The organism is Marinomonas sp. TI.3.20, from assembly GCF_038155025.1.
GTDB classification, from domain to species: Bacteria; Pseudomonadota; Gammaproteobacteria; order Pseudomonadales; family Marinomonadaceae; genus Marinomonas; species Marinomonas flavescens.
In genome coordinates, this window is the sequence record NZ_JBAKAS010000049.1 from 1 (window position 1) to 1,759 (window position 1,759).

1 protein-coding gene is annotated in these 1,759 nt (G+C 55.4%); it reads left to right on the forward strand.

Annotated features, from left to right (window positions below):
• On the forward strand, window positions 1-1,759 hold a 1,759-nt coding region (locus V6259_RS19455), incomplete at both ends, for a beta strand repeat-containing protein (protein ID WP_341585945.1).

The following is a 1,759-nucleotide window of genomic DNA, read 5'->3' on the forward strand; positions in this document are numbered from 1 at the left end:
ACCTTGAGTGGCGTAGATGCGGACACCGAGACGGTGAAAGTGACGTTCAGCGATGGCACCAACAACGTGGTTGTGGACGCGACACAAACTGACGGCGTCTGGAGTGTGGCGGATGCGGATCTAAGTGATCTGACCGACGGCACGATTACCGTTAGCGCCGTAGCAACCGACGATGCGGGCAACACGTCTACTACGACTGATACATTAGATTTAGATACGAGTGCGGACACCGACGACAACTTCGCCGTTACTGTTAAGGCCTCTGATGATGTGACCAACGCGGACGAAGCGGGCACAGTGAGCGTGACCTTGAGTGGCGTAGATGCGGACACCGAGACGGTGAAAGTGACGTTCACGGATGGCACCAACAACGTGGTTGTGGACGCGACACAAACTGACGGCGTCTGGTCTGTGGCGGATGCGGACCTAAGTGGTCTTGCTGACGGCACGATTACCGTCAGCGCCGTAGCAACTGATGATGCGGGCAACACGTCAACTAAAACGGATACATTAGATTTAGACACGAGTGCGGACACTGACAGCAACTTCAGCGTGACCGTGGCGACAAGCGACGAGACCACCAACGCGGGTGAAGCGGACTCTGTTAGCGTGACCTTGGGTGGCGTGGACGCGGATGCACAAACCGTGAAAGTGACGTTCAGTGATGGCACCAACAACGTGGTTGTGGACGCGACACAAACTGACGGCGTCTGGAGTGTGGCGGATGCGGATCTAAGTGGTCTTGCTGATGGCACGATTACCGTCAGCGCCGTGGCAACCGACGATGCAGGCAACACGTCAACTAAAACGGATACGTTAGATTTAGACACCAGTGCGGACACCGACAGCAACTTCAGCGTGACCGTGGCGACAAGCGACGAGATCACCAACGGGGGTGAAGCGGACTCTGTTAGCGTGACCTTGGATGGCGTGGACGCAGATGCACAAAGCGTGGTCGTGACCTTCAGTGATGGCGATGAAACAACAGCGGATGTCACTGTAAATGCTACGAAAAATATCGATGGTACTTGGTCAGTGGCGGATGCGGACCTAAGTGGTCTGACCGACGGTACAATTACCGTCAGCGCCGTAGCGACTGATGATGCGGGCAACACGTCTACGACAACCGATACCTTGGATCTAGACACCAGTGCGGACACCGACAACAACTTCACGGTTGCAGTCAGTGACACCGATGCAGTAACCAACGCAGACGAAGCGGACTCTGTTAGCGTGACCTTGGATGGCGTGGACGCAGATGCACAAAGCGTGGTCGTGACCTTCAGTGATGGCGATGAAACAACAGCGGATGTCACTGTAAATGCTACGAAAAATATCGATGGTACTTGGTCAGTGGCGGATGCGGACCTAAGTGGTCTGACCGACGGTACAATTACCGTCAGCGCCGTAGCGACTGATGATGCGGGCAACACGTCTACGACAACCGATACCTTGGATCTAGACACCAGTGCGGACACCGACGACAACTTCGCCGTTACTGTTAAGGCCTCTGATGATGTGACCAACGCGGACGAAGCGGGCACAGTGAGCGTGACCTTGAGTGGCGTAGATGCGGACACCGAAACGGTGAAAGTGACGTTCAGCGATGGCACCAACAACGTGGTTGTGGACGCGACAGAAACTGACGGCGTCTGGAGTGTGGCGGATGCGGATCTAAGTGGTCTGACCGACGGCACGATTACCGTCAGCGCTGTAGCAACTGATGATGCGGGCAACACGTCAACTAAAACGGATACGT